The 26,195-nt window shown below is 72.5% G+C and carries 22 protein-coding genes and 1 pseudogene; 13 read left to right on the forward strand and 10 right to left on the reverse strand.

What is annotated here, in order from left to right:
• The first annotated feature begins 202 nt into the window (after positions 1–202).
• Together OG444_RS37600 and OG444_RS37605 are read left to right on the forward strand one after the other, a co-directional pair.
• On the forward strand, positions 203–1,264 hold the full coding sequence (locus tag OG444_RS37600) for a quaternary amine ABC transporter ATP-binding protein (RefSeq protein ID WP_327266353.1): 1,062 nt from the start codon (positions 203–205) through the stop codon (positions 1,262–1,264).
• Positions 1,264–3,057, forward strand: coding sequence for an ABC transporter permease/substrate binding protein (locus tag OG444_RS37605; RefSeq protein ID WP_327266354.1), 1,794 nt, complete (start codon positions 1,264–1,266; stop codon positions 3,055–3,057). Before OG444_RS37600 ends, OG444_RS37605 begins: the two co-directional genes overlap by 1 nt.
• 120 nt (positions 3,058–3,177) lie before the next feature.
• Here OG444_RS37605 and OG444_RS37610 read toward each other — a convergent pair whose 3' ends face one another.
• The gene (locus OG444_RS37610; protein ID WP_327266355.1) at positions 3,178–5,385 is read right to left on the reverse strand and encodes an MMPL family transporter; all 2,208 of its coding nucleotides are present in this window, start codon (positions 5,383–5,385) and stop codon (positions 3,178–3,180) included.
• A gap of 288 nt (positions 5,386–5,673) precedes the next feature.
• Here OG444_RS37610 and OG444_RS37615 point away from each other — a divergent pair, with 288 nt between their 5' ends.
• Together OG444_RS37615 and OG444_RS37620 are read left to right on the forward strand one after the other, a co-directional pair.
• Entirely contained in the window at positions 5,674–6,915 is a 1,242-nt protein-coding gene (locus tag OG444_RS37615) for a sensor histidine kinase (protein ID WP_327266356.1), read from the forward strand.
• Positions 6,912–7,580: a response regulator transcription factor gene (locus tag OG444_RS37620; protein WP_327266357.1), complete on the forward strand. Its 669-nt coding sequence runs from the start codon at positions 6,912–6,914 to the stop codon at positions 7,578–7,580. The genes OG444_RS37615 and OG444_RS37620 overlap by 4 nt, the downstream gene beginning before the upstream one ends.
• Positions 7,581–7,944: 364 nt before the next feature.
• On the opposite strand, the gene OG444_RS37625 is transcribed toward OG444_RS37620, so the two are convergent.
• Complete coding sequence (locus OG444_RS37625) at positions 7,945–9,195, reverse strand: FAD-dependent oxidoreductase (RefSeq protein ID WP_327266358.1); 1,251 nt, start codon at positions 9,193–9,195, stop codon at positions 7,945–7,947.
• A 165-nt stretch (positions 9,196–9,360) separates the two neighbouring features.
• Here OG444_RS37625 and OG444_RS37630 point away from each other — a divergent pair, with 165 nt between their 5' ends.
• The gene (locus tag OG444_RS37630; protein ID WP_327266359.1) at positions 9,361–12,243 is read left to right on the forward strand and encodes a TIM-barrel domain-containing protein; all 2,883 of its coding nucleotides are present in this window, start codon (positions 9,361–9,363) and stop codon (positions 12,241–12,243) included.
• Positions 12,244–12,248: 5 nt separating this feature from the next.
• On the opposite strand, the gene OG444_RS37635 is transcribed toward OG444_RS37630, so the two are convergent.
• The gene (locus OG444_RS37635) at positions 12,249–12,788 is read right to left on the reverse strand and encodes a DUF6817 domain-containing protein (protein WP_327266360.1); all 540 of its coding nucleotides are present in this window, start codon (positions 12,786–12,788) and stop codon (positions 12,249–12,251) included.
• A gap of 215 nt (positions 12,789–13,003) precedes the next feature.
• On the opposite strand from OG444_RS37635, the gene OG444_RS37640 reads away from it, so the two are divergent.
• Positions 13,004–13,912: a LysR family transcriptional regulator gene (locus OG444_RS37640; protein ID WP_327266361.1), complete on the forward strand. Its 909-nt coding sequence runs from the start codon at positions 13,004–13,006 to the stop codon at positions 13,910–13,912.
• Here the strand turns inward: OG444_RS37640 and OG444_RS37645 are convergent.
• A pseudogene (locus tag OG444_RS37645) lies at positions 13,883–15,178 on the reverse strand (MFS transporter); the annotation flags it as partial. The gene OG444_RS37640 and the pseudogene OG444_RS37645 sit on opposite strands and share 30 nt — an antisense overlap.
• Entirely contained in the window at positions 15,175–15,777 is a 603-nt protein-coding gene (locus tag OG444_RS37650) for a TetR/AcrR family transcriptional regulator (protein WP_327266362.1), read from the reverse strand. The gene OG444_RS37650 and the pseudogene OG444_RS37645, both read right to left, overlap by 4 nt.
• 158 nt (positions 15,778–15,935) lie before the next feature.
• On the opposite strand from OG444_RS37650, the gene OG444_RS37655 reads away from it, so the two are divergent.
• The 4 genes from OG444_RS37655 to OG444_RS37670 all read left to right on the forward strand — a co-directional run bounded on the left by OG444_RS37655 (position 15,936) and on the right by OG444_RS37670 (position 18,629).
• Positions 15,936–16,178 carry a DUF6158 family protein gene (locus OG444_RS37655; protein ID WP_327266363.1) on the forward strand — a complete coding sequence of 81 codons (243 nt, stop codon included), beginning with the start codon at positions 15,936–15,938 and terminating at the stop codon, positions 16,176–16,178.
• A gap of 88 nt (positions 16,179–16,266) precedes the next feature.
• Positions 16,267–16,398 (forward strand): hypothetical protein, encoded by a 132-nt coding sequence (locus tag OG444_RS37660; protein WP_327267082.1) that lies wholly within the window; start codon positions 16,267–16,269, stop codon positions 16,396–16,398.
• Between the two features lie 78 nt (positions 16,399–16,476).
• Positions 16,477–17,058 carry a TetR/AcrR family transcriptional regulator gene (locus tag OG444_RS37665; protein WP_327266364.1) on the forward strand — a complete coding sequence of 194 codons (582 nt, stop codon included), beginning with the start codon at positions 16,477–16,479 and terminating at the stop codon, positions 17,056–17,058.
• 23 nt (positions 17,059–17,081) lie between these two features.
• A complete protein-coding gene (locus tag OG444_RS37670) occupies positions 17,082–18,629 on the forward strand; it encodes an MFS transporter (RefSeq protein ID WP_327266365.1) in 1,548 nt (515 codons plus the stop codon).
• Here OG444_RS37670 and OG444_RS37675 read toward each other — a convergent pair.
• On the reverse strand, positions 18,592–19,971 hold the full coding sequence (locus tag OG444_RS37675) for a helix-turn-helix transcriptional regulator (protein ID WP_327266366.1): 1,380 nt from the start codon (positions 19,969–19,971) through the stop codon (positions 18,592–18,594). The genes OG444_RS37670 and OG444_RS37675 overlap by 38 nt on opposite strands.
• A 150-nt stretch (positions 19,972–20,121) precedes the next feature.
• Here OG444_RS37675 and OG444_RS37680 point away from each other — a divergent pair, with 150 nt between their 5' ends.
• Positions 20,122–21,537: a M64 family metallopeptidase gene (locus OG444_RS37680; protein WP_327266367.1), complete on the forward strand. Its 1,416-nt coding sequence runs from the start codon at positions 20,122–20,124 to the stop codon at positions 21,535–21,537.
• Positions 21,538–21,594: 57 nt separating this feature from the next.
• Here OG444_RS37680 and OG444_RS37685 read toward each other — a convergent pair whose 3' ends face one another.
• On the reverse strand, positions 21,595–22,161 hold the full coding sequence (locus OG444_RS37685; protein ID WP_327266368.1) for a DUF4291 domain-containing protein: 567 nt from the start codon (positions 22,159–22,161) through the stop codon (positions 21,595–21,597).
• A 112-nt stretch (positions 22,162–22,273) separates the two neighbouring features.
• On the opposite strand from OG444_RS37685, the gene OG444_RS37690 reads away from it, so the two are divergent.
• A complete protein-coding gene (locus OG444_RS37690) occupies positions 22,274–23,425 on the forward strand; it encodes an SMI1/KNR4 family protein (protein WP_327266369.1) in 1,152 nt (383 codons plus the stop codon).
• A 127-nt stretch (positions 23,426–23,552) separates the two neighbouring features.
• On the opposite strand, the gene OG444_RS37695 is transcribed toward OG444_RS37690, so the two are convergent.
• Positions 23,553–24,527 carry a quinone oxidoreductase family protein gene (locus tag OG444_RS37695; protein ID WP_327266370.1) on the reverse strand — a complete coding sequence of 325 codons (975 nt, stop codon included), beginning with the start codon at positions 24,525–24,527 and terminating at the stop codon, positions 23,553–23,555.
• Between the two features lie 95 nt (positions 24,528–24,622).
• On the opposite strand from OG444_RS37695, the gene OG444_RS37700 reads away from it, so the two are divergent.
• Positions 24,623–25,108 carry a MarR family winged helix-turn-helix transcriptional regulator gene (locus tag OG444_RS37700; RefSeq protein ID WP_327266371.1) on the forward strand — a complete coding sequence of 162 codons (486 nt, stop codon included), beginning with the start codon at positions 24,623–24,625 and terminating at the stop codon, positions 25,106–25,108.
• 99 nt (positions 25,109–25,207) lie between these two features.
• Here OG444_RS37700 and OG444_RS37705 read toward each other — a convergent pair whose 3' ends face one another.
• Both OG444_RS37705 and OG444_RS37710 read right to left on the reverse strand, forming a co-directional pair.
• Positions 25,208–25,441 carry a calcium-binding protein gene (locus OG444_RS37705; protein ID WP_327266372.1) on the reverse strand — a complete coding sequence of 78 codons (234 nt, stop codon included), beginning with the start codon at positions 25,439–25,441 and terminating at the stop codon, positions 25,208–25,210.
• Positions 25,442–25,609: 168 nt separating this feature from the next.
• Positions 25,610–25,993: a hypothetical protein gene (locus tag OG444_RS37710; RefSeq protein WP_327266373.1), complete on the reverse strand. Its 384-nt coding sequence runs from the start codon at positions 25,991–25,993 to the stop codon at positions 25,610–25,612.
• Between the last annotated feature and the right edge of the window lie 202 nt (positions 25,994–26,195).

A 26,195-nucleotide genomic window follows, 5' to 3' on the forward strand; every position in this document is an offset into this window, starting at 1 on the left:
GGGCTCCCGTACCCCCGCACGTGAGGAGGATCACCCTTGCGTTTGCTCGGGTGAATGGGGGGCATCGGCGCTGCTGGAGCGGAACCACGTCCTCCGGCCATGCGTGCCGGAGTCGAGGCGCACACGGGCAGATCCCGTCCCGCTCCACGGCCCCGCCGGCCAGCCGGTGCGGGCCGTACTTGGTACGACCCGTGAGGTGTATGTGTCCACGCTCCAGGCCGAACACGTCTACAAGGTGTTCGGGAGGCGCCCCGCCGACAGTGAAGCCGCCGTCCGCGCACTCCAAGGCGGCGCCGGCCGCGACGAGTTGCGCGCCGACGGGACCACTGCCGCCGTTATCGACGCCTCCTTCGAGGTCCAGCCCGGCCAGATCTTCGTGGTCATGGGCCTTTCGGGATCGGGTAAGTCCACGCTGCTGCGCATGCTGAACGGCCTCCTGGAACCCACCGCCGGGCGCATCCTCTTCGGCGGCCAGGACCTCACCACGCTGAGCGCGCGCGAGCTGCGCCACGTACGGTCCACGAAGATCTCCATGGTCTTCCAGCACTTCGCTCTGTTCCCGCACCGCAATGTGCTGGAGAACGCCGGCTACGGCCTCGAGGTGCAGGGCGTGCCCCGCCCGGAGCGCGAGCGGCGCGCCGCCGAGGCCCTGGCCCTGTGCGGGCTCGAGGGCTGGGAGGAGTCCTGGCCCGACGAGCTCTCCGGCGGCATGCAGCAGCGGGTCGGCCTCGCCCGGGCCCTGGCCACCGACGCCGAGCTCCTGCTGATGGACGAGTCCTTCAGCGCGCTGGACCCGCTGATCCGCCGCGACATGCAGGACCAGCTGCTGGAGCTCCAGAAGCGGCTGAAGAAGACCATCGTCTTCATCACCCACGACCTCAACGAGGCCATGCGCCTCGGCGACGGCATCGCCGTCATGCGCGACGGCCGCATCGTCCAGCAGGGCACCGCGGAGGACATCCTCACGCGCCCCGCCGACGACTACGTCGCCTCCTTCGTCCAGGACGTGGACCGTTCCCGGGTCCTGACGGCCGACGCCGTCATGGACGATCCGGACCCGGCCGCCGACGCCTGCGACTGCCCGACCGTCACCACCGGGACCCCGCTCGCCGACCTGTGCGCCGTCAGCGCCCGCGTCCCGCACGCGGTCGCCGTCACCGGCGCGGACGGCTCCGTCGTCGGCTCCGTGCCCCAGGACCGCCTCATTGCCTTCATCGGCGACGAACAAAGGCCCCCGATGTACTGCGCGGAGGTGGCCGCCTGATGCCCCGCCTGCACCTCGGCGCCTGGGTCGACAGCGGAGTCGACTTCCTCCAGAGCCACCTCTCCTGGCTGTTCGAGGCCATCACCTCCCTCGTCACGGGCCTCTACGACGGAATCGACGCCGTCCTGTCCGCCCCCGCCCCGCTGCTCTTCGCGGGCATACTCGCCGTCGCCGCCTGGTGGCTGCGCGGTCTGCTGGCGGGCCTGCTCGCCTTCGCCGGCTTCGCGCTGGTCGACTCCCTAGGCCTGTGGGAGGACGCCATGTCCACCCTGTCACTGGTCCTGGTCGCCACGCTCGTCACCCTGGCCTTCGCGGTCCCGCTGGGCATCTGGGCCTCCAGATCGGACCGGGTCAGCGCCGTCCTGCGGCCGGTCCTGGACTTCATGCAGACCATGCCGGCCATGGTCTACCTCATCCCCGGCATCATCTTCTTCGGGGTGGGCGTGGTGCCCGGCATCATCGCGACCATCATCTTCTCGCTGCCGCCGGGCGTCCGGATGACCGAGCTCGGCATCCGCCAGGTCGACGCCGAACTGGTCGAAGCCGCCGAGGCCTTCGGCACCAGCCCGCGCGACACCCTCGTACGCGTCCAGCTCCCGCTGGCCCTGCCCACCGTCATGGCGGGCGTCAACCAGGTCATCATGCTGGGCCTGTCCATGGTCGTCATCGCCGGCATGGTCGGCGGCGGCGGTCTCGGCGGCGCCGTCTACAAGGCCATCGGCAATGTCGACATCGGCCTCGGTTTCGAGGCGGGCGTCTCCATCGTCATCCTCGCCATGTACCTGGACCGGATGACCGGCGCGCTCGGCCGCCACGTCTCCCCGCTCGGCCGCCGTACGCTCGCCAAGGCGCGGGCCGCCGCGACCGGCGCGGCCAAGCTGTGGAACCACCGCCCCCAGCCCGCGTACGCGATCAGCGGCGCCGTCGTCCTGGCGCTCGTCGCGGGCGGCCTGAACACCTTCGGCGGCGCCGCCGCCGAGGACGGCCCGGCCGGGGCCGCGGACATCGGCAAGGGCCGCACCCTCTCCGTCGGCTACATCCCGTGGGACGAGGGCATCGCCTCCACCTTCCTGTGGAAGGAGCTGCTGGAGCGCCGCGGCTACAAGGTGGACGCCCGCCAGCTGGAGGCCGGGGCGCTCTACACCGGCCTCGCCGGCGGCCAGCTCGACTTCCAGACCGACGCCTGGCTGCCCGTCACCCACGCCCAGTACTGGGAGAAGTACGGGAACAAGCTGGAGGACCTCGGCTCCTGGTACGGCCCCACCTCGCTGGAGCTGTCCGTGCCCTCCTACATGAAGGACGTGCGCTCGCTCGCCGACCTCAAGGGCAAGGCGGACCAGTTCAAGGGCCGGATCATCGGCATCGAGCCGAGCGCCGGCGAGATGTCGATCCTCAAGGACAAGGTCCTGAAGGACTACGGCCTCGACGGCGAGTACAAGGTCGTCGACGGTTCCACGCCCGGCATGCTCGCCGAGCTGAAGCGGGCCTACGAGAAGAAGGAGCCCGTCGCGGTCGTGCTGTGGTCCCCGCACTGGGCCTACTCCTCCTACGAGCTGACCAAGCTGGAGGACCCGAAGGGAGCCTGGGGCAAGGGCGACGGGATCCACACCCTGGCCCGCAAGGGCTTCGCGCAGGACGAGCCGAAGGTCGCCGCATGGCTGAAGTCCTTCAGGCTCACCGAGGAGCAGCTCACCGGCCTGGAGGCGAAGATCCAGGAGACGGGCAAGGGCAAGGAGCAGCAGGCGGTCCGCGCCTGGCTCCAGGACCACCCCGAGATCGACCGGCTCGCCTGACACCCGGGGCGGGGCGGGGCGACCGGACGGCGAAGGCGCCGCCGCGCGCGGGACCGACCGTACGACGTACCACGTACGGGGCCCTGCGTGCGGCGGCGCCTTCGCCCCGTCAGGGGCGGCTCAGCCGACCAGCACCCGCTCCGGGGTCCCCTGCTGCTCGGTGTCGTCGGCGTCGGCCCCGGACCGGCGCGGACGTACCGGCCACCACAGGGACCGGCCCAGCACAGTGGCCAGCGCGGGCACCAGCACGATCGACAGGACGAACGCGGACAGGATGATGCCGAGGGCCGTCGCGAAGCCGATCTGCTGGGTGGACGGGGCGGGGGTCACCGCCAGGCTTCCGAAGGAGGCGGCCAGGACCAGGCCCGCCGTGGCGATGGCCGGAGCCGTGTGCCGGACGGCACGGCCGACCGCGGCGCGGGCCGGACCCGGCCGGGCCATCTCCTCCCTGATCCGGTCGCTCATCAGGATGTTGTAGTCCGTGCCGAGCGCGACCACGAAGAGGAACAGCACGAGCGGCAGGGTGAAGTCCACCCCGGGCCGGTCCAGCGCGTGCTGGAACACCAGGGTCGACGCGCCGAGGGTGGCGGCGAAGCCGAGCCCGACCGCGGCCAGCAGGATCACCGGCGCCAGCAGGCTGCGCAGCAGGGCGATCAGGATCAGCGCGATGAGCGCCGCCGCCACGGGGAAGACCACCCGGAGGTCCTTGTCCACCGCGGTCGCGATGTCGGCGAAGACGGCCGCCGTGCCGCCCACGTGTGCCTCCGTACCGGCGGGGGTGTGCGCCGTGACCGCGGCCCGGAGCGGTCCCGTCACCAGGTCGCGTGCTTCCTGGCGCTGGGGGTCGGCGGTCAGGAACAGGTCGATCCGCGCGGCCCGCCGGTCCTCCGTCAGTACGGTGTCCGCGACCTGGCCCACGCCGCCGACCCGGGCGAGGGCCTTGGACAGCCCACCGAGCCGTTCGGTGGTCAGGACGGCGCCGTCGGAGGCCGTGACGAAGACGCTCGTCGGGTCCGACACCCCGGCCGGCAGGGCGCGGGAGATCTCGGCCGCGGTGGTCACGGCTGCGGTGCGTTCCCCGCCCCCACCGCCCTGCCCGTAGTCGATGCGCATGCCCATGACCCCGGCGGCCAGCGTGCCCAGCAGCGCCAGCGAGGCCAGGACCAGCGCGACCGGCCGACGTGCCACCCGGTCGCCCATGCGGGCGGCGGACCCCGCGCGGGGCTCGCGCTCCAGGCTCCGGGAGGGCCAGAACATCCTTCGGCCGGTGACCGCCAGCAGGGCCGGCATCAGGGTCAGGCTGCCCAGCAGCATCACGAGCACGGACAGGGCGATGGCCGGCCCGAGGACCTGGAACTGGCCGAAGGAGGCCACTCCGAGCGTGGCGAACGCCGCGACGATGGTCAGGGCCGCCGAGGTGATGGCCGTACCCACCCGTCCGGCGACCAGGGCGGCGGCCTCACGCCCCGACTGCTCGGGGTACTTGCGCAGCTGCTCCCGGAAGCGGAAGAGGAGGAACAGGAAGTAGTCGATGCCGATGCCCATCAGCACCACGCTGATCAGGCTCGGTGTGGACTCGGCCAGTCCGGTCCCGGTCAGCAGCGCGGCGCCGACCACCACGCCCGCCGCCGCGCCACCGATGACGGTGACCGCGAGCAGGGGCAGCAGGGCCGCCAGGGCGCTGCGGAAGACGAAGACGTGCAGCAGGACGATGACCAGGAGCATGGCGCCGCCGACGATCGCCGACCGGGTCTTCTCTGCGTCCGTGCTGTCCACCCGGTCGGCGATCCCGCCGGTGAAGCCGGTGCGCAGCCCCTCCTCGGCCAGCGCGTCGCGCACCGAGTCGCGGAAGGCCCGGTAGGTGTCCTGCACACCGGGATCGGCGGGATTCCCGCTCAGTTCGACGGACAGCAGCCGGAAGGAGCGGTCGGGCGCCGTCATGACCGGACTCACCCGGGGGACCTGAGAGTGGTCCTGCGCGAGGGGCATGGTGTCCTCGGTGCGGGGCATGACGACCCGCTGCCGCGACAACCGGGCCGCCTGTGCGTCGATGCGCTGCTCGTCGGCGGCGGTGAGCGGTGCCTCGTCCGACCGGGCCACCAGCACGGTGAGCGGATTGGCGTCCGGGTCGGCCCCGAACCGCTCCTCGGCGATCTTCAGGGCCGCCGCCGAGTCGTAGTGCGCGGGCAGGAACCCGCCGCTGCCGGTCTGGATGGCGCGGAAGACGAACGCCTGGCCCAGGACGGCCGCCGTCAGTCCCAGGACCGCCCACAGGGCGATCACCTTCCACGGACTTCTCGTCGAGAATCCGGTCAGGGCGCGGATCACTGGCTTCCTCCGGTCTGTGCGGTGCGGACCGGGGTTTCCCGGCCCGACTCCAGACCATCAGGGGAGAGCGGACGAAACGTCAGGGCGCAGGAGGATCCGCAGCCCGGGACCAGGGTCCGGACGCCCGCGCCGACCAGGACTCCGGTCCTGGTCCGGACCCCGACCGTGGTCGGGCGGCAGGGGAGACGGCCGGTGCCAGAATGGGTCTCGACCACCGGGGAACAGGACCGGCGGCACGGGGGCGGGCACGGACGCAGCATGGGCGTGGGCAAGGGCGGGGGCGGGGTCATGAGTACGCGTGCGGATGTGGATGCGGGAGCGGCTGGGGATGCGGGCGCGGAAGGCGAAGGGGACCGGGGACCCTGGACGCGCAATGACGCGCTCGTCGCGGTGGCGGCCGCCGCCACGGACCTCGTCGGCTTCTCCCTGAGCACCCTCGCCGAGGGCGGCACCCTCAGCGTCACCGCGGCCGTCCTGCTGGTGGTTTCGGCGATGGCCCTGCTGGCCCGGCGCGTCCGCCCGGTGCCCGTGCTCGCCGCGATACTGGCCGTCGGCGTACTGGTGAACGTGGTGGCGCCGCAGTCGCCGCACTTCACCCTCAGCCTGACGATCGCCCTCTACACGGTGGCCAGGATGCACCGCCCCGGCGTCGTCGTGGCGGCCGCGGCGGCCGCGGCGGCGCTCGCCTCCGCCGGCCAGAGCGGCTGGCCGCTGTCCTTCGGCTGGTGGGGACTGGCCGGCACCGCCACCGCGGCGCTCATCACCGTCACCGCGGCCTGGGCGGTCGAGCACCGGCAGCGGGAGGCCGAGGCCCGGCGGCGGCTGCTCGCAGACCGGGCGGTGGCCGAGGAACGCCGCCGGATCGCCCGCGAACTGCACGACATCGTCGCCCACCACATCACCACCATGCAGCTGATGGCCGGCGGGGCCCGGGCCAACCTGGCCTACGACCCGCAGGCTTCCCGCGAGGCCCTCGTCACCCTGGAGGAATCCGGGCGGATGGCGCTGCGCGAGATGCGCCAACTCCTCGACGTACTACGGGCCGGGGAGGAACCGGAACACAACCCGCCGGCGCCGCAGCCCGGGGCCGGCGACCTCGCCCGGATCATCACCGAGTCCCGGCTGGCCGGTACGGAGACGGAGTTCACCGTGGACGGCCCGGTGCGCCCGCTCCCGCCGAGCGTGGGCCTCACCGTCTTCCGCATCGTCCAGGAGGCCCTGACCAACACCCGGAAGCACGCGGGCCGTGCGCGCGCCCACGTACGCCTCACCTACGACCGGTACGAGGTGGGAGTGGAGGTGCGCGACGACGGCGCGGGAGCGCAGGCACCGCCCGCACGCCCCGCGGCGCGCCCCGGGTACGGTCTGATCGGTATGCACGAGCGGGTGGCCCTCCAGGGCGGAACCCTGGAGGCCACCGCCGTCGCCGGCGGCGGATTCCGGGTGGCGGCCCGCATCCCTGCCCCCGCCCCGGCCACTGTCCCTGCCCCGGTGTCCCTGACACCCTCCGGAGAGGAACGGCACGGATGATCCGTGTACTCATCGCCGACGACCAGCCGCTGGTACGGCGCGGCCTGGCCCTGATCCTGGGCCCCGACCCGGAGTTCGAGGTCGTGGGCGAGGCCGAGGACGGAGCCCGTGCAGTCGCCCTCGCCCAGCAGGTGCGGCCCGACGTGGTCGTCATGGACATCCGCATGCCCGTCCTCGACGGGGTCCGGGCCACTGCGGAACTCGCCCGCACGCTCCCCGGCACCCGGGTCCTGGCCCTCAGCACCTTCGACATGGATGAGTATGTGGTCGCCGCCCTGCGCGCCGGCGCGTACGGCTTCCTGCCCAAGGACGTATCCCCGGAGGAGCTGATCGCCGCGGTCCGCATCGTCCACGGGGGAGAGGCCGCCGTCGCGCCGCGGCTGCTGAGCCGGCTCCTCTCCGCCTACGTACGCACCCCCGAGCGGCCGCGGTCGTGGGCGGCCGGGACCCCGGTTGAACTCACCCCGCGCGAGCTGGAGATCTGGCGGCTCATGGCCACCGGCCGGGGCAACGCCGAGATCGCCGCGGACCTGGACATCAGTGTCTCCACGGTCAAGAACCACATCACCGGCATCTTCGGCAAGCTGGGCGTCCGCGACCGCGCACAGGCGGTGATCGCGGCGTACGAATCGGGCCTCGTGGAGGCCGGCAGCGGGAGCGGTTGATCACCAAGTGCCCGTAAGAGGACCGGATTCCCCCTGCTGACCGCACCTCTGACCAGCCGGAACACTGGATGATCCGCCCGTGCGTACCAGGGTCCGTCCATGGCACAGTGCGATCAGCCCAACCGCACGACCAGGGAGCCTCCATGCGCGATCCGCACGCCACGCAGCTCACGGCAGCCCCCGAGTGCCTGCCGGAACCCCGTCCGCTGCCCTGCTGTCCGGTGTGCGACGGCGCACCGGAACGGATCTCCTGGCGTCAGCGCCCGGGGCAGCCGGTGGTCCTGGCCTTCGAACCCTGCGGCCATCGCTGGTCCTCCCCGGCCCCACCGGTCCTGGCGGTCACCCCACCGCGTCCCGAACCGGTTTAGGGGGTGTCTTGCCGATCGAGCCCGGCGTGATCGGCAGGACACCCCCTGGGCCGGGGGCCGGCGACCGCCTCGGCGAGCAGACGGCGCCCGGCCGGGATGGTGAGTGCGCCGCGCACCGCCGTGTCCCGTACGACGCGGGCGGGTGCCGAGCGCAGGGTCCAGGCGCGGGTCGCGAGATCGGTGCGGGCGAGGACGCCCAGCGCATCGGCGCGACGGGCGCGGCGCCAGGCCGTGAGCGCCTCGTGGGACGGGCCGCCGCGGGCCGCGGCAGTGGCCGCGGGCAGCGCCGCCGCGAGGGAGACCGCGTCCCGCAGACCGAGGTTGAGCCCCTGCCCGCCGATCGGGCTGCACACATGGGCGGCGTCGCCGATCAGCAGCACCCGCCTCCCGCCGTCGTGCGCGGCGAGGCGTCGGTGGGTGCGGAAGGTACTCGTCCAGCGGCATTCGCGGACGGTCGCCGTCCACCCCCGGGCCGCCGCCTCGGCGACGAGCTCCTCCGCGCCGCCCCCGTCCGGCACGTCCCCGCCCGGCACGTCCCCGCCCGGCATGCCCCCGCCCGGCATGCCGCCGTGCGGAAGGTGCAGGACGACCCGGGTCCAGCCGTCGAGGTGCATGGGCAGGACCACGAGCAGGCCGCGCGGCCCGCCGACCATGTGCACCCGCGCCGGATCCAGTGAGGGTTCCTCCACACGCAGGTCGGCAAGCCGCCACGTGCCCGCGTACGTCCTGCCGCGGAACACCGTTCCGGTCAGGGCGCGCAGGGTGCTCGACGCGCCGTCGGCCGCCACGGCCCAGCGGGCGCGCACCGGGTCGAGGGTGTCCGACCGTACGGTGACGCCGTCGGCGTCCTCTTCGACCGAGCGGACGGCCGTCGCACGGTGCACGCGCACACCCGCGCGCTCGGCCTCCGCGGCGAGCACGCCCTCGGTCGCGCATTGCGGGACGGTGAGGATGTACGGGTAGGGGGAGCGCAGCCGGCCCAGGCCGAAGCTGCCGAGCCGGCGCCGCCCCGACCACATCTCGACCGTGTCCACGCGCCGGCCCAGCGGGAGCAGCGACTGGGCCAGTCCGCTCGGGGTGAGGGCCTCCAGGGTCCGCGCGTGCAGGTCCGTCGCGCGGGATTCGGTCACCGGCCCGGGACGGCGTTCCAGCACCACCACATCGAGCCCGGCCCGGGCGAGCAGCAGCGCTGCGCCGAGCCCGACCGGTCCCGCCCCCACCACTGCCACATCGGCGTCGGTCACCATGGCCCGAACTCTAGGGGATGTCTTGCGGAACTGTCGGATGCTCAAATCTGCGTGATCACACGGGACTTCGAGCATCATCTTTCACGAAGGGCCGCCGGAGCGCTATCTTGCCAGGAGCATGCCAAGGAGCTGTGTCCGTGTTCGGGACCGCACGAGGAGTGCCCCATGAGACTGCCAAGCATCCGCAGGAGCCAGGGTCGTCAAGGCCCGTCAGGCAGCCGGGTTCACACGGCGCGACGGCGGCGCAGGCGACGCACCCCGGCCATCGCCGCGCTGCTCGCCGCCACCCTCGCCGTCGTGGGGCTGGCGGCCGCCGGACCGCTCGCCGTACCCGCGTCCGCGGCCTCCGCAGCCCCCGCCGGGGCCACGGCCACGGCGGGCGACGTCACCGGCTTCACCCGGTCCGGGAACACCTTCACCATCACCGCCTCCGGCGGGGCCAGGGCCCGCGTGGTCATCGCCCGCGCCGACATCTTCCGGCTCTGGCTCTCGCCCGACGGGTCCTTCACCGACGACCCGGCCGGCTCCGACCTCGCCCCCACCACCGACTTCGGCCCCGCGGAAGCGAGTTACTCGGACGCGGGCCCGTACTACCGGATCACCACCGGATCCCTCTCCATCCGGGTCAACAAGGCGCCCCTCAAGTTCTCCGTCTACCGCGCCGACAACACCACCCCCGTCTGGCAGGAGACCCGGCCCACCAGCTGGACGGGCACCCGGACCACCCAGTACCTGGCCCGGGGCGCGGACGAGCAGTTCTACGGCACCGGCCTGCGCCTGGGCGAATGGGCGCTCCGCGGCAAGACCGTCCCGATCGCCGTCGACAACAAGTGGCGCGAGAATGACAACGCCAGCCCCGCCCCCTTCTACATGTCCACCAACGGCTACGGCGTCATGCGCAACACCTGGGCCCCCGGCTCCTACGGCTTCCACGCGCCCACCACCCTCGCCCACGACGAGAAGCGCTTCGACGCCTGGTACTTCACCGGCGACTCCCTCAAATCCGTGCTCGACGCGTACACCGACGTCAGCGGAAAACCCTTCATGGCGCCGATGTGGGGCTTCGAGCTCGGCAACGCCGACTGTTTCAACGCCTCCAACCCCGACTACCAGGGCGATCACAACCGGCCGCGCCACCGGACCACTCCCGACGTCGTCGGCTACGCGGCCGACGCCCGGGCCGCCGACATGCCCTCGGGCTGGTTCCTGCCCAACGACGGCTACGGCTGCGGCTACACCGCGCCCCTCAAGTCGACGGTGGACGCGCTGAAGGCCAAGGGCTTCCAGACGGGCCTGTGGACCTCCACCGGCCTCGGCTCCATCGCCGACGAGGTGGGCACCGCCGGCAGCCGGGGCGTGAAGACCGACGTGGCCTGGATCGGCAGCGGCTACAAGTACGCCTTCAACGGCGTGCAGCAGGCCGTGGACGGGATCGAGAAGAACTCCGACGCCCGCCGCTACGTGTGGACCGTCGACGGCTGGGCGGGCACCCAGCGCAACGCCGTCGTCTGGACCGGCGACACCCACGGCACCTGGGACGACATGCGCTGGCACGTCCCCGCCATCACCGGAGCGGGCCTGTCCGGCCTCAACTACGCGGCCGGCGACGTCGACGGCATCTTCGGCGGCAGCCCGAAGACGTACGTCCGGGACCTCCAGTGGAAGGCCTTCACCCCGGCCTTCATGACCATGTCCGGCTGGGGCGCGACCAACCCGTCCGCCGGCTACCAGGACAAGCAGCCCTGGCGCTTCGCCGAGCCGTACCTCTCCGTCAACCGCAAGTACCTGCAGCTCAAGATGCGACTGATGCCGTACCTGTACACGATGAGCCGCGTCGCCCACGAGAGCGGCGTACCCAGCACCCGCGCCATGGTCCTGGAGTACCCGAACGACCCGGTGGCCCGAGGCAACCTCACCAGCGGCCAGTTCATGGCCGGTGACTCCTTCCTCGTCGCGCCCGTCGTCTCCGACACCTCGGTCCGCGACGGCATCTACCTCCCGGCCGGGACCTGGACCGACTACTGGACGGGCCGTACGTACGCGGGCCCCGGATGGCTGAACGGATATCAGGCGCCCCTCGACACCCTGCCGCTCTTCGTCAAGGGCGGCGCCGTCGTACCGATGTGGCCGCAGATGAACCACACCGGCGAGAAGCCCGTGGACACCCTCACCTACGACATCCATCCGCGCGGCACCTCCTCCTTCAGCCTCTACGAGGACGACGGCCGCACCCGCGCCCACCAGTCCGGTGCCTTCGCCCGCCAGCGGGTCGACGTCACCGCCCCGCCGGCCGGCTCCGGTACGGTCTCCGTCTCCGTCGGCGCCCCCACCGGCAGCTACACCGGCAAACCGGCCTCCCGCGGCTACGAGTTCACCCTGCACGTGGCCACCGCGCCCGCCACCGTCACCGTCGACGGAGCCCCCGTGCCGGGCCTGGCCTCCAAGGCCGCCTACGACTCGGCCGCATCCGGCTGGTTCTTCGACCCGGCCGACCGCTCCGGAGTGCTCTGGATCAAGACGGGTACGAAGGCGGGCGCCTTCACCGTCTCGGCCTCCGGCACCAGCCTCCCCACGACCGAACCCCTGCCCGCCGCCACTCCGATCGACCGCTCGGCCTGGTCCCTGGTCCACGCGGACAGCGAGGAGACCGCCGCCGAGAACGGCGCCGCCGCGCGCGCCTTCGACGGGAACCCGGCCACGCATTGGCACACCGCCTGGTCCTCGGCACGGCCCGCACCGCTCCCGCACGAGATCCGGATCGACCTCGGCGCCCGCTACGCGGTGGACGGCCTCGGCTACCTGCCCCGCCAGGACGGCGGCGTCAACGGCCGCATCGGCGGCTACGAGGTGTACGTCTCCGACACCACCACCGACTGGGGGCCACCGGTGGCGACCGGCACCTTCGCCGACACCGCGACCGCCAAGGCCACGGACCTCGCCCCGAAGCAGGGCCGCTACCTACGCCTGAGAGCACTGACCGAGGCGGGCGGCCGCGGCCCGTGGACCAGCGCCGCCGAGATCACCCTCACGGGCCGCCCCGCCCCCTGACCGCCTCAGCCCTCGCCGTCGCCGAGCACGGCCCGGCACTCCCGCCGGGCCGGCTCGCTCAGGAGCCCGCCCAACCGCGTGAACAGGGCGAGGAGTTCGCCTCCCCAGGCCTCGCGAAAGGCGGGATCGATCCGCGCGAGGTCGAGCTCGTTGGCCGCCGACAGCTCGGCGAGGTCCCGCCGCAACGCAGGGGAGGGGGAGTGGACGCGGCCGGTGAACCGGTCCCGGAAGACCGCGTCCTCGAGGGCGAGCGTCGGGTACGAGGCCGCCCGGTCGCAGGCCGCGTACAGGTACACGATCTCCTCCGCCTCGTCGCCGATCACCGCGGCCAGCTCGGCCCGCCGCGCGAGCGGCAGCAGGGCGGTGGGGAATCCGTCCGTGCCGTAGAACGCGTGGCACAGACCCGCCCGTTGGAGCGCGGGCCGCGCACCCCAGGACGCAAGGAGTCCCCGTACGCGCTCAAGGTGTGCGAGGAGGGTCCCACCCGGATGGGTGATCTCCCGCGCACCGAGCTCCCGCAGCCAGGCGACGACGTGATCCGGCACCGCTGTGTCCCTCCGGTCGTTCGTGGTAACCGAGTTGAGGCCGGGGCCGGGGCCGGGTGGGTCGACACCCGTCCTCGCCCGCGCCCCGGGTTCCGGACACCGTGGCGAAGGCGGGGACGGGTTGCCGCCCGGGCCCTGCACCGATCTTGATCCCATCGAAAACCCAAGTCAATCCTCCGATTTACTCCCCATACCCAAGCGATATCTTGGGTCTCATGACCCTCGACGATCTTCGTGTGTTCGTGGCGGTCTGCCGCGCCGGCAGCCTCAGCGCCGTGGCACGCGACCTCGGCTGCACCCAGTCGGCCGTCAGCCAGCACGTCCGCCGCCTGGAGAAGCAGACCGGCACGAGCCTCCTGGAGCGCCACGCCCGCGGGGTCGTACCCACCGAGGCCGGCCGCATCATCCAGGCGGCCGCCGCCGACGGCATCGCCGGACTCGACGGTGCCTTGCGCCGGGTCGACGACCTCGTCCGGGGCGGCGGCGGCACCGTCCGCGTCACCACCGGCGGGACGACGGTGCGGCACTTCATGTCCGAGGCCGTCGTCACCTTCCGCCGCCGCCACCCCGAGGTGAACCTGGAGTTCCAGACCGAGAACTCCATCCGCAGCTGCCTCGACGCCCTCGCCGCCGACGCCCTCGACCTCGCCTGGATCACCATCGGCGGCCCGGTCCGCGGCATCGAGCTGCGCCCCGTCATGGAACTGCCCTGGGTGCTCGCCGTCGGCGCGGACGACCCCCTCGCCGCCCGCGCCCGCATCGAACCCCCCGACCTCGCCGGAATCCGCCACATCCGGCTCCCCAAGAACTCCGCCTCCCGCGCCCACCTCGACGCCGCCTTCGCCGAATCCGGCATCCGCGTCAGCTCCGACACCAGCGTGGCCGACTGGGACACCGCCCTGCTGCTGGCCGAACTGGGCCTCGGACACGCCGTCGTGCCCGCGCTGCCCGGCTGGCAGATCCCCGGCTCAGACGGCCCGCTGCGCCTCGTGCCGATCCCCGCGCTGCCGCCCCTCGCCGTCGGATGGGCGGTCCGCCGCTGGGCCGCCCTCGCCCCGCCCGCCCTCGTCTTCGCCGACGAGGTCGCCCGCAGCTGCCGGGCGCGCGCCGCCGGGCAGCAGTGACGCCGCCACCAGTCCTACGGCGGCCAGCGCGGACAGGGCCACCAGCGCCGAGCCGCGCAGCCCGGCACTCGCGGCGACCGCGATCCCGAGCGCCGGGCCGACGTTCATGGCCGTCTGCTTGAGCCCTCCGACGACCCCGGCGTATCCGGCCGGGGCCTCGCCGACCACCGCCCCGGTCGCGGTGACCATGACGACGGTGAACCCCGCGCCGAGCACCCCGAAGGCCACCGGGGACGCGGAGCCCAGCCCGGCGATCCCGGCGACGACCAGCCCCGTACCGGCCAGTGCGGTCCGCCGCGGCCCGTACCGCCGCAGGGCCCGGCCCGCGACGGGCGCCCCCGCGACCATCAGCGCGGTCAGCGGCAGCACCCGCACCCCGGTGGCCAGGGGGTCCAGTCCCTCGACGTCCTGGAGGTGGAACGTGGCGGTGAACAGCGCCCCGAACATGCCCGCGGAGACGATCAGCAGCAGTCCCATCGAGGCCGTCACCGCCGTGGACCGGGCCACGGCACGCGGTACGAAGGGCTGCAGCGCCCGGCGCTCACGGCGTACGAAAACAGCAGCCACGGCGGCGGCCGCCCCGAACCCGAGGAGCGTGCGCGAGGCCGTCCACCCGTATCCGGGCACTCCGACGAGCGTGTGCACGAACACCGCGAGGGCCGTCGCGAGCAGGGCCGCGCCCGTGAGTTCCAGCCGCCCGCGCTCCGCACGCGGCGGTGCGGGGGCGCGTACGGCGAGTGTCAGCGCCGCTATCACCAGGGCCACCGGCACATTGATCACGAACACGGCCCGCCAGTCCCACCGGTCGACCAGCACGCCCCCGAGCAGCGGACCGGCCGCCGCGGCCACCCCGATTGCGCTGGTCCGCACGGCGACCGGGCCGGAAAGCCGGTCGGGCGGATAGGCGAGCCGCAGCAGCGCCAGCGTCGCGGGCTGCAGCAGCGCCCCGAACACGCCCTGCACGGCGCGCAGGGCGATCACCCAGCCCACGCCCGGCGCGAAGACGATGCCGGCCGAGGCGCCGGCGAAGCCGAGCACGCCGACGAAGAGCAGCCGGGAGTGCCCGTACCGGTCACCCAGGCGCCCGGCGACCACCAGGAAAGCGGCCACGGCGAGCAAGTAGGCGGTGCTGGTCCACTGGACCTGCGCCACGCTCGCCCCCAGATCGCGCCGCAGGCTCGGCTGCGCCACGGTCAGCACGGTGCCGTCCAGTGCGACGAGCATGGCTCCCGCCACACTGACGAGCAGTGAGATCCGCTGCCTCATACGGGCTCCGGCCCGAGGTGCGCGTCGACGGCGGCGCCGACGAGCCGATCGACGCCGTCGGCCGGGGCGCCGCCCAGGACCAGCGGCAGGCTGCCCCAGCGCCACAACTGGGCCACGCCGTGCAGGTTGGCCCACAACGCGGCGGCGGTGACGGAGGGTTCGGCCGCCCCGCACTCGCGGACGAGTCCGACGAGGAGGCCGAACATCGCGAGCGTGGTCTCCCGCAGCCGCGGCCCCTCGGCGGCCCCCCGGCCCGTACTGTCCAGCAGGTCGTGCCGGAACATCAGCTCGAACATCCCCGCGTGCTCCAGCGCGTAGCCGACGTACGCGCACCCGATCGCCCGCACCCGCTCGCGCGGGGGCAGTTCCCCGGCGCCCGCCGCCGAGGTCGCGAACCGGGCGCCGAGCTCTTCGAACCCGCGCCGGGCGATCGCCGACAACAGCGACTGGTGCGTGGGGAAGTACCGGCGCGGCGCCCCGTGCGAGACGCCGGCCCGGCGGGCGATCTCCCGCAGCCCCAGAGCGCCGGTCCCCTCGCTCATGACGAGCTCCACGCCCACGTCGATCAGCCGCTCCCGGAGCGGTCTCTCCTGGTCCATGGGCACTGTCTACCAGCAGGTGTAGACAGTGTCTACTCCCGCTGGGCGGCCGGATTCGTGCGCCCGGAGGCCCTGTCCCGCGGTGCGGGGGATGATGGAGTGGCCGGGGAGGACGGACGAGTGTGATCCCGCGGCCCGGCGGAGGAGGTGTACGTGCCATGACCGAGAACGACGGCGGTCCGTCGGCGCAGAAACTGGAGGAGGGCCGGCTGCTCAAGGAGCTGGAGGCCATTCACCGCACGCGCCACGAGACCCTGTTGCACGGGTCCGACGACGCCTTGGTCACCCACACGAAGCGGATGAACGAGCTGGAGCACGAGTACGTACGCCGCCACCCGCAGCGGGCCCAGACCGCCGGCCGCACCCGCACGGGGGCCCGTGCCCGAACCACCGGGGAGTAGCCCGGGCGGATCCCTCCGGTCAGCAGGCACGACTCCCGGAGCCGGGTCAGCCGTGCGCGCTCCGGGCCGGGTGAGACCTGGCGTCGCCGTGCAGTCCGACGATGACGACGGGCAGGGTCGCGGCCTGCGCCGGTTCGGGCTCTCCCGTGTTCGTATGCGCGGGCAGGTGCACGCCGGATTCCTGCCGGGGGTCACCGCGCTCACCGCGCCCTCCTGGTGATCCCTGTGTGGTGGTCGTGCATCTCCTTTGCCTCGAATGAGACAATCTTGTATCGTTCGAGGCGAAGGAGGCTCACTCATGGTGAACGAAGAAGAACTGCTGGACGGTGCCGCCCGCATCCTCGCCGGCGATCACAGCGCCTCGATGGTGCAGATCGCCGCCGGCATCGGCACCAGCCGCGCCACGCTGAGCCGCCGCTACGCAACCCGCGAGGCACTGCTCAAGGCCGTCGCCGTCCGGGCGATCGAGGTGGTCGACGAGTGCCTGGCCCCCCTCGACCTGGCGCCGGGCGCCGACGCGGCCGCATTCGACACCGCCATCGAGGACCTGGTCATCGCCCTGATGCCCGCCGCGCACCTCTACGGATTCGCCTCGCGGGACGCCACCGTCCTCGCGGACCCGCAGTTCCGGGCCGGCGTCGACCGGCAGGACCAGCGGGCCCTGGCCTTCCTCGCCCACGGACAGCGGCTGGGCCGGTTGCGCGCGGACCTGCCGCCGTACTGGATCTGGTACTCGCTCTGGGGCCTGCTCGACGCGGCCGCCGAGGGCGTGCGCGACGGCCACCTCGCCCCGCGCCAGATCGGCCACCTGGTCCTGACCTCCTTCCTCAGCGGGACGCGGCCCGTCGTGCAGCCCCCCGCCGGCGCTCCCGCGCCCTGAAACTCCCCTCCACCGTGCGCAGCGTGCGCACCTCTGAACGGAACTTCATGCACACCCCCGCGCTGGACCCCCGTAGGTGGATCGTCCTGGCGATCCTCTCCGGCAGCCTCCTGCTCATCTCCATGGACACCACGATCCTCAACGTGGCCTTTCCCTCGCTCGTCGGTGACCTCCGGCCCGGGGCCGTGCAGCAGCTGTGGATCATCGACATCTACGCGCTCGCCCTGTCCGGCCTGCTGGTCACCGCCGGTGCGCTCGGCGACCGCTGGGGGCGCAAGCGGCTGCTGATGGCGGGCTTCGGCATCTTCTCGCTGGCCTCGCTCATAGCCGTGTTCTCCACCGAGGCCTGGCACGTGATCGCGGCCCGCGCCCTCCTCGGCATCGGCGGCGCGGCCATCATGCCGTCCACCGTGTCGATCCTGCGCACCGTCTTCACCGACGCCAAGGAGCGCGCCTTCGCGCTTGCCGTCTGGGCTGCCGTCTTCGGCGGCGGCATGGCCTTCGGGCCCGTCGTCGGCGGGCTCCTGGTCCAGGACTACGGCTGGCACTCCGCCTTCCTCCTGAACCTCCCCGTCGCCGCCGTCATCGTCGCGGCCGGCCTGCGCTACCTGCCCGAATCGCGCTCGCCGCGCAGCGCCGGCAAGTGGGACTGGTGGGGCGTCGGCCAGTCCGTCATCGGCATGCTCGCCCTCGCGGGCGGTATCAAGCAGCTCGGCAAGAGCGGGATCGCCGAGCCGCTGCCCTGGGCCCTGCTCCTGATCGCCGCCGTTGCCCTGACCGTCTTCGTGCGCCGCCAGCTGAGCCTGGACAACCCCCTGCTGCAGGTACGGCTGTTCGCCAGGCCCGCGTTCAGCGTCGCGGCCACCGCGATCTTCCTGCCCATGGTGGGCATGGGCGCCATCCTGTTCCTGGTCACCCAGTGGTTCCAGTACGGCGAGGGCTACACCCCGCTGGAGGCCGGACTGCGCCTGCTGCCCGCCCCGCTCGCGCTGATCGCCGCCTCGATGGTGGCCCCGTCGCTGATGCAGCGGTTCGCGATCCGCCACGTGCTCGGCGCCGGACTGGTCGTCCTGGCCGTCGGCATGGCCCTGCCCTGGACCTTCCAGCAGTTCACCGACCTCGGCTACCCGGCCTTCGCGGCCGCCCTGACCGTGATGGGCCTGGGCGCCGGACTCGCCACCACCGTGGCCTCGGTGACGCTGGTCTCCGCCGCGCCCGCCGCCGAGGTCTCCAGCGCCGCCGCCATCGAGGAGACCTGCTACGAACTCGGCTCCGCCATGGGCGTCGCCGTCCTCGGCTCCACCGCGGCGGCGCTCTACCGCGGCAACCTGCCCGCCCTGGACCTGGACGGCCCCAGCACCGCCGCCGTACGGGACTCCGTCGGCGAGGCCGCGCACACCGCCGAACGCCTCGGCGGCGCCGTCGGCCAGGCCCTGCTCGACACCGCCTCGCACGCCTACACCCTGGCGATCACCCCGGCGTTCCTGCTGGCCGCCGTCCTCGCGGTCGCCGCGGCGGCCACGACCTGGACGCTCATTCCGCGGGACCTGCAGCCGACCGAGAACCACTGACCCGGGGGGTGCGCGGGGCCGGCGTCGCGGGCGCCGGTCCCAGGGTGGTGGTCCCGGGCGCCGCCCGGTGCCCCAGGCCCGTGCGGTACGCGTCCATGGCCGCCTCGACCCGTCCCGTACGCCGCAGCAGATCGCCCAGCAGCCGGCACAGGTCGGCGAGATCGCCCGTCGCCCCGCTGCGCTCCAGCAGCGCCAGCGCCTGTACGTAGTGTTCCTCCGCGGACTCCGCCTCGCCGCGCTCCTCGGCCATCAGGCCGAGGAGCCGGTGCGCCCCGCCCGCGTGCACGGCGCCGTGACTGTCCCCGAGCTCCAGCAGGGCCGAGAGCAGCCCGGCCGCCTCCTCGTACCGGCCCAGCTGGCGCAGTACGTCGGCCAGCTCGACCTCCACCTGCGCCGTGTAGAGCCCGGCGCGCCGCGCCGACAGCATGTCCCTGGCCGTGCGCAGCTCCCGCTCCGCCGAGGCGAGCTCGCCGTTCTGCGCCTGTACGTATCCGCGCATCCAGTGGCAGTGCGCCAGGTCGGTCCGCAGCCGCAACTGGCCGTAGATCTCCTGGGCCTTGGCCAGTGAGGCGTCCGCGTCGGCCACCCGCCCGCCGGCCAGGAAGGTCCGGGCCACCTGCCGGTGCATGCCGGCCACCAGCGCCGGGTCGCTGACCTGCGGAGCCAGCGCGAGTGCGAGCTCGGCGGCGCGGGCGGCGCGGGCGTGGGCACCCATGTCCAGGTACGGCCCGATGATCGCGGCGTTGAGGAGCACCAGTGCCTCGGGATCGGCGAGCCCGCTCGAGCCCAGCTCGTCGATGGCGGATTCCAGCAGGTAGCAGGCGTAACGCAGTTCGCCGGCCAGCAGGTGCGCGACGGCCCGGCCGCGGATCGGCCGGGCCCGGCGGGGCAGGGGCTCGTCCGCCAGGAGGCGCTCGGCCGCCTCGAAGTGACCGATCGCGTCCGGCAGTTCGCCGGACTCCAGCGCGCATTCGCCGAGCCCGAGCCGCGCCTCCGCCTGTTCGGGGGCCAGCCCGAGCGCTTCTGCTTCGCCGAGCAGCCGCCGGTAGCGTACGGCGGCCTCGTCGGCCGCACCCGTGGCGAGGGTCTGCTGGGCGTCGGTGAGCGCGAGCCGCAGCTCGGTGGCCAGGTGGGCGGGTCGGCCGGTGGCCAGCTCCTCGTACGAGGTCCCCAGGCGGTCGGCGAGGAAGCGCAATGCCGTCTCGGAGGGCCGTACCTTGCCCGACTCCAGCGTGGAGATGTAGGCCGAGGTGTAGGAGGGCTCGGCCAATTGCCGCTGCGTCAGACCGAGTTCACCGCGCATGCGCTGAACCCTGCGACCGATCCGCGCCGGTTCGTCCATGAAGTCCCCCTGGTTGCTCGAACTCCCCAGTATTCAGGGGGAGCAGGCATTGCGCACGTCCCGTGCGCCACCTAGTTTAAGCAACCGATTCACTGCACTTAACAAACGGTTTAACAAACCGCTCAACTTCCGTTCCCGGGGGAGGACTTCATGGATCCAGTCAGAGGCGCAGTCGGGGGACCGGCCGAGGTACCGGCAGGAGGACCGGCCCGGCGTCGTCCGGCCGTGCGCCCGGCCTGGCGCGTAGCTCTCGCGGCGATCTGCGCCACCGCCGCACTGGTGGCCGCCGGACCCGCGGACGCGGCGGGTGGCGCGGGTGCCGCGGGCGCTCCCCGGGTGGAGGTCGAGATACCGGGGCCGGAACACGGTGGTGACGCCGGCTCGGGCCACGCCCGCGTCCCCGCCGCAGGCAGCCCCGCGAAGGCCTCGGGCCGGCTCTCCCCGGCCGAGCGGGCGGCCGACGGCGGGGTCACCAAGATGATCGACAACGGCTCCACCGCGGACCGCCTCGACGTGGTGGTCATCGGCGACGGCTACACCGCCGACGAGCTGGCACGGTTCCACACCGACGCCGAGCAGAAATGGGCCGAGGTGACCGCCGTCGAGCCCTACACCACGTACCGCAACCTCTTCAACGTCTGGACGGTCGACGCGGTCTCGCACGACTCCGGAGTCTCGGGCGACCCGGACCCGGCCACCGTCCGCGACACCGCCCTCGGCTCGTACTTCTGGTGCGAGAACATCGAGCGGCTGCTCTGCATCGACCAGCCCAAGGTCGACGCGTACGTGGCGAAGGCGCCCGCCGCCGACCTCGTCATCGTCCTGGCCAACAGCGCCAAGTACGGCGGGGCGGGCTACAACGAGCCCAGCGCCACCCTCGGCTACGAGGGCATATCGACGGCCTCCGCGGGCCACCCGAAGTCCGGCCAGGTCGCCATCCACGAGACCGGCCACTCCCTCGGCAAGCTCGCCGACGAATACTTCTACCCGGGCGTCCCGGACTACGAGAAGTACACCGGCCCCGAGCCCGCCGAATCCAACAGTTCGGCCCTGACCGCCGAACGCATGGCCGACCGGCGGGCCAAGTGGCACCGCTGGCTCGGCGAGGAATCACCGGACGGCGGCACGGTCGGCGCGTACGAGGGCGGCAACTACTTCGTGACCGGGCTCTACCGGCCCACCGACAACTCGCTCATGCGGGTCCTGGGCAAGCCCTTCAACCTGCCCGGGGTCGAGTCGATGATCGGCGGCTTCTACCAGCACGCGCGGATCGTCAGCCCGGTCACCCCGACGGACCGCACCCTACGGCTGCGCAACACGGCGAAGGTGTCCGTACCGAAGCTGGCCGGTGCGGACGGCCGTCAGCTCGTGGTCCGCTGGTACCTCGACGGCCGGGAGCTGAAGCGGTTCGCGGGCCGCACGGAGGTGCCGGTGGCGGAGCTGTGGCTCTTCGACCTCCGCACGCACCGCCTGTCGGTCACGGCGGAGGACCGCACCCCGTCGGTGCGCGACCCGAAGGTCATCCGCACCCTGCGCTCCACGGTGGACTGGAACGTCCGCCTGTAGGGCGTGTGGCGTGAATCGAAGTGCCGGCGATCGCGGGCGGATCTCAGCAGTCCGCCGTCATCTCCCTGGGGAAATGACGTCCTCCAGTGTCCGGGGTGTGGGATAGATGCGCTCCGCAGGGAACAAGCGCTGTGCCTTGGCGGCCTGCCCGGTCTGTATCAGGGTCGAAGCCTTTCGGATCTGAGGGGTGAGGTCGGTGAGACCGACGATCCAGTCGTCGGTGAACGTGCGGATCAGATGACGACCGATGCCGACCTGGATGCTGTAGTGGTTCAGTGCCGCCCCGCGCGGCGAGCGCTCCGGGTCCCACTGGACATGTACGGCTGCCCGGGCCGTCGCCACCGGGTCGGCGGTCGTCAGCACGGCCCGGGACAAGGCCTCCTCCCAGCCCTCCCGGGTGATCCGCACCGCGAGAACGCGTTCCTGGCCGGGCTTGCGGGCCCAGTTGCTGCGGTGCATCAGCCACATGAACGACGGCTTGATCCACGTCATCCGGCCGAACGAGAACGGCGCGGCGAAGCGGCCCGCTCGCAGTGCGGCGTCAGCTATGGCGGGCGAGTAGGCCTGATAGACCACGATCGTGCGAGCGTCGTAGTCGGCACGAATCTGATGCTGGGGCGTCATCCTCCGCACCCTGCCATCTGCTCCGCCGACGCGGCGAGCGGATTCTGCCTGCCCCGCCCCGTGGCCGGTGGGCGGCGATCAGGCTGTCAGTGTCCTTCTCTAGGCTCAGCTCATGACAAAAGACCTGGTCCGGGATTCGTGGGTCCGCATCGACGAGTGGCTGCGCGAGAAGGCCCCTCGCACCTTCGCCACGCTCGGGCCGCCCGCGGGCCATGAGGAGATAGCGGCGGCAGAGGAGGAACTGGGCGTCACCTTCCCTCCCGATCTGGTCGCGTCACTGCTCCGGCACAACGGGGCTCTGGACGGCGCGGAAGCCTTCCGGTTCAGCACGCACGACCGGCTGCTGTCGGTGAGCGAGATCGTCGGGGACACCAGGTTCATGCGCAGCATCGCCGAGGACCTGAACGAGGAGGAGGCCGAGCACTACTGGATCGACGCCTACTTGAAGTTCGGTTCCTACGGGGTGACGGCCGACGGTCTCACGATCGACTGCCGCCGGGGGCAGGACTCCTACGGCGCGATCGGACGCTTCTTCGATGAGACCGGCACCGACTTCGGGCGGGCCGACTCGCTGGGCGCGTATCTGGCAGACCTGGCCGACCAGCTGGACGGGGGCCGGGACGGGGGTGCCATCACGTTCAACGGCCGGTTGTTCTGGGAACGGGTCGGTCCTCCCGGACCGGACTGGGGCAGCGCCGATGATCCCCTTCCCCGACCGGACAAGCAGCTGCCGGAGCTGGACCTGTCCTGCAGTCCCACCGATGTCCTGCATGTCGGTTTCCTCGACGGTCTCGAGGAACTCGGTGCGCTGCTGGCGGTCCTGCCTCGTGAGCAGGTGGCCAAGGCCGCGCGGAAGCAGCTGCGCAGAGTGGCCGTGGAAACGGGCCTGAACAAGTACCCGGAGATCAGGTCGGCCCTGGACGCGCTGGACCGGGGCGAATCCCCACCACGTCCGGAACAGGCCGACCCGCTGGCCCTGCGACTGCGCACGGTGATCGTGCAGGCGAACACCCACCGGGACGCTCCTCGCAGGTGGGCCGCGGAGAAGATGGTGCACGGAATCTGGGGCTCGCCCCACAGGTCCGTGTGCGAGAGCGCGAGCATCCGCGCCCGTCTCACTGTCGACTGGCGTACGGATCTGCACGCGGACCTGGGCAATCCGCCACTGCCATCGATACCTGACGATCGCTTCTGGGGGACCCTGGCCAATCCCGCCATCGACTCCAGCTGGCATGCGGCTCAGTACGCCCAGGACCAGGACTGACCCCCGGGGTTTCCGGTTCCACCGGAGCGCTCCAGCCGGCGGCCCCGCCGGCTGGAGCGCTCCGTAGCAGCGGGGTGCGACCGAGCACTGCACCTGTCCCATGGGCCCTTGCCCTGCCGATGCCCGGTCACGTGAGGTGCGGCGCGATCCGCACGATGCTCTTGCCGTATGTCCTTCCCCCGGCGAGCCGGTCCAGCGCCTGATCGAGGTCGGTCATCTCGTACTCTGCGGTGATGTCCGGCCGGATGTGGCCCTCGGCCGCGGCCCGCAGGGCGTGCCGGGCGCTGCCGGCGAGCCGTTCGGGGTGGGTCCGGCTGAGCAGGTCGCTGTTGTAGGACAGTGCGGACCGGCCGCTCATCAGCAGTTCGTCGCTGTCGAGTGCCACGGGCGCGGAGCCGGCCAGGGCGCCGTACATTGCCAGCCGCCCGTGGGGGGCCAGCCACCGCAGGCTGGCCAGGCGGGTGGGGCCCCCGACCGGGTCGAGGACGACGTCGAACGGTTCCTCTCCCGTCGGCCCGTTCTCCCCCGCCCCGGCGAACTCGGCACGTGTGATCAGCCGGTCGTAGCCGAAGCGAGCGGCGTAGGCCGCGCGTTCGGAGTCGCCGACGACGCCTACGATCCGCCCGGCGCCGGCGGCCCGGGCGAACTGGGCGGCCATGGTGCCGACGCCGCCGGCCGCTGCGTGGACCAGGACGCGCTCGCCCGGCCGCACCTGGGTGACCGTGTGGATCAGGTCGTATGCGGTCGGAGTCGCCCAGCCGAACGCGGCGGCGGTGCGCGGGTCGAGCCCCCCGGCGTCGAAGGTGAGCGCGGCAGAGGCGATCACCACCTCGGCGAAGGCGCCTCCTCCGGTCAGGGCGGTGACCGCCCGTCCCAGCAGGGCCTCGTCGACACCGGGGCCGACATCGACGACCTGCCCCGCGGCCTCGAACCCGGAGACGAAGGGCCTCGCTACCGGGAAGTGGCCGCGGCGCACGAGCTCGTCGCCCCACTGGATTCCGGCGTAGCGGACGGCGATGGCGACCTGGCCGGGGCCGGGCGCGGGCCGGTCGATGTCGGTCAGCCGGAACCGGTCGTCGGTGTCGAGGACGACAGCCTTCATGTCTGCGCTCCCTGGTGAGTCAGTATGCTGATACAGGTGCTGTGGAGACCGTAGGTGAATCAGCATGCTGAGTCAACTAAGGGAGCTGATTCAAAATGGAGGAATCGATGGTCGCCACGGCGGCGAACCAGGGAGCCGGGATCCCGGCCGAGGACCACCTGTGCGGACGCATCCGGCGCGCCGAACAGGCCCTGATGGGCCACCACGAGGCCGTCCTGCGAAGCCACGGCCTGACCATGACGCAGTACACCGTGATGCTCGTGCTCGCGGCGGAAGCGGACCTGTCCGGCGCCCAGCTCGCCCGGGCCTGCGGCGTCACCCAGCAGACCATGGCAACGGTCCTGACCGGCCTGCACAAGAAGGACCTCATCGCCCGTACGCCGTCACCGGCCCACGCCAAGGTCCTCCTCACCTCCTTGACCGACCAGGGTCGCAGCGTGCTGGACCGCGCCTATGAGGAGGTCATCGTCCTCGAACGCGCCCTCGCCGAGGCCTTCAAGCCTGGGGAGTACGCCGCCCTCTGCGCCCTGCTGGAGCGCGCCACCACCGTGCTTGCCGAGCAGACCCCCCGCCGCCGGTAGCCCGGCGCTGTGGTCGCTCGTGGAGGGCGGCCACCTCAACCCGGTTGAGCGCTGAAGCGGTCCGTCCGCGACACACACGAAGACCCAGGAACCTCGGTCTCAGCAGTTGGTGGCACCGATGTGTGCGCGGCCGGGGTTCGAGCAGGCGTTGTTGGTGTTGGTGCCCTGTTGGCCGTTGAGGCTGTCGTTGCCGTTGCCGCCTTCGGGACGGTCGTTGCCGTCACCGCCGCACAGCAGGTCGTTGCCGCCGAGGCCGTTGACGACGTCGTTGCCGCCGAGGCCGAAGATCGCGTCGGGTCCCGCGGCACACCGCCGCGCGGGTGCATGCCCCATGCCGCCGAATCCGCCCGGCGGTGCGAACGGGTCCCTGCGCCGCTCCGGCTCCGGTCCGAAAGCATCACTCCGCCCGGTCGCAGTCGAGCTCAGTGGGCGAGCCGGCGAACACCGCCTGCGCCGCGCGCCCGGACGCACCTGGCCGGGCGACCACCCGGGTGGAACGGGTCAGAAAACGGTGACCGTGAAGGGGTTGTCCACGTAGTTGCCGTTGAGGTCGTACGTGAAGACGGTGACCGAGTCCGGACCGCAGGTCGAGTTCGGGTCCGTGCTGAAGCTCCGGCGGTTGGAATTGGGCAGCTCGACGTGGACCACGCTGAACGCCAGGTTCACCTCTTCGCTGACGTTGACGCAGTACCGCCCGGTGTTGACGTGACGCACCCAGTCGATGTTCTTCGCCCGCTTCAGCGCACCGGCGGCACTGACATCAGCCGCCGCCTGCACGTACGGCGAGGTGATCGGCCTCGGGTCGGCCGCGGCGGCGGCCGCGGGGGCGGCGAGAGCCCCGGTCAGGGCGAGCGCGGCTGGCAGGACGGGCAGGAAACGGAACATGACTCACACTCCCGGCGAGGGCGCCCTACAGCGAGTTGCGGACGATCCACCCACATTCGACCAGCGCGCACCGAGGCGCGCCGACACGCTGGTCCGGCATCGGCCAACCGGGCCCGAAAGTCACCCGCGTGGCCCGGACACCCCTGGCCTCACACCACGGTGACGGAGTGACGGACCCCGCGTCGAACAGATGGCCCTGCGT

This window comes from Streptomyces sp. NBC_01232 (assembly GCF_035989885.1).
Classification (GTDB): Bacteria; Actinomycetota; Actinomycetes; order Streptomycetales; family Streptomycetaceae; genus Streptomyces.

Excerpts from the sequence above, each read along its gene's own strand:
- OG444_RS37605 (WP_327266354.1), top strand. The coding sequence starts at position 1,264 with ATGCCCCGCCTGCACCTCGGCGCCTGGGTCGACAGCGGAGTCGACTTC.
- OG444_RS37615 (WP_327266356.1), top strand. The coding sequence starts at position 5,674 with ATGAGTACGCGTGCGGATGTGGATGCGGGAGCGGCTGGGGATGCGGGC.
- OG444_RS37620 (WP_327266357.1), top strand. The coding sequence starts at position 6,912 with ATGATCCGTGTACTCATCGCCGACGACCAGCCGCTGGTACGGCGCGGC.
- OG444_RS37625 (WP_327266358.1), bottom strand. The coding sequence starts at position 9,195 with ATGGTGACCGACGCCGATGTGGCAGTGGTGGGGGCGGGACCGGTCGGG.
- OG444_RS37630 (WP_327266359.1), top strand. The coding sequence starts at position 9,361 with ATGAGACTGCCAAGCATCCGCAGGAGCCAGGGTCGTCAAGGCCCGTCA.
- OG444_RS37640 (WP_327266361.1), top strand. The coding sequence starts at position 13,004 with ATGACCCTCGACGATCTTCGTGTGTTCGTGGCGGTCTGCCGCGCCGGC.
- OG444_RS37650 (WP_327266362.1), bottom strand. The coding sequence starts at position 15,777 with ATGGACCAGGAGAGACCGCTCCGGGAGCGGCTGATCGACGTGGGCGTG.
- OG444_RS37655 (WP_327266363.1), top strand. The coding sequence starts at position 15,936 with ATGACCGAGAACGACGGCGGTCCGTCGGCGCAGAAACTGGAGGAGGGC.
- OG444_RS37665 (WP_327266364.1), top strand. The coding sequence starts at position 16,477 with ATGGTGAACGAAGAAGAACTGCTGGACGGTGCCGCCCGCATCCTCGCC.
- OG444_RS37675 (WP_327266366.1), bottom strand. The coding sequence starts at position 19,971 with ATGGACGAACCGGCGCGGATCGGTCGCAGGGTTCAGCGCATGCGCGGT.
- OG444_RS37680 (WP_327266367.1), top strand. The coding sequence starts at position 20,122 with ATGGATCCAGTCAGAGGCGCAGTCGGGGGACCGGCCGAGGTACCGGCA.
- OG444_RS37685 (WP_327266368.1), bottom strand. The coding sequence starts at position 22,161 with ATGACGCCCCAGCATCAGATTCGTGCCGACTACGACGCTCGCACGATC.
- OG444_RS37690 (WP_327266369.1), top strand. The coding sequence starts at position 22,274 with ATGACAAAAGACCTGGTCCGGGATTCGTGGGTCCGCATCGACGAGTGG.
- OG444_RS37695 (WP_327266370.1), bottom strand. The coding sequence starts at position 24,527 with ATGAAGGCTGTCGTCCTCGACACCGACGACCGGTTCCGGCTGACCGAC.
- OG444_RS37700 (WP_327266371.1), top strand. The coding sequence starts at position 24,623 with ATGGAGGAATCGATGGTCGCCACGGCGGCGAACCAGGGAGCCGGGATC.
- OG444_RS37705 (WP_327266372.1), bottom strand. The coding sequence starts at position 25,441 with ATGGGGCATGCACCCGCGCGGCGGTGTGCCGCGGGACCCGACGCGATC.
- OG444_RS37710 (WP_327266373.1), bottom strand. The coding sequence starts at position 25,993 with ATGTTCCGTTTCCTGCCCGTCCTGCCAGCCGCGCTCGCCCTGACCGGG.